This is a genomic window from Streptomyces sp. O3 (assembly GCF_054788135.1).
This window is the reverse complement of the sequence record NZ_JBTVYK010000179.1, coordinates 1-275: the sequence shown is the minus strand read 5'-3', so window position 1 is coordinate 275 and position 275 is coordinate 1. Positions and strand designations below refer to the sequence as shown.

At 69.8% G+C, this 275-nt stretch carries 1 protein-coding gene; it reads right to left on the bottom strand.

Annotated features, from left to right (window positions below; translation table 11 throughout):
* Positions 1-275 (bottom strand): ATP-binding protein (locus ACX6XY_RS30255; protein ID WP_460337870.1); only part of this gene is annotated, 275 nt, incomplete at both ends.

Below are 275 nucleotides of genomic sequence, written 5' to 3'. Positions count from 1 at the left end.
TCCACGCCCGCGTCCAGCCGCACACCGGGTCCGGACGGCGGGGCGAACGTCGTCACCGTGCCGGGGGCCGGGAGGAAACCACGGCCCGGATCCTCACCGTTGATACGGAACTCGAAGGAGTGGCCGCGTACCGCCGGGTCGCCATAGCCGAGCTCCTCGCCGTCGGCGATCCGGAACATCTCCCGCACCAGGTCCAGGCCGGTGACCTCCTCCGTCACCGGGTGCTCCACCTGCAGACGGGTGTTCACCTCAAGGAAGGAGATCGTCCCGTCCAC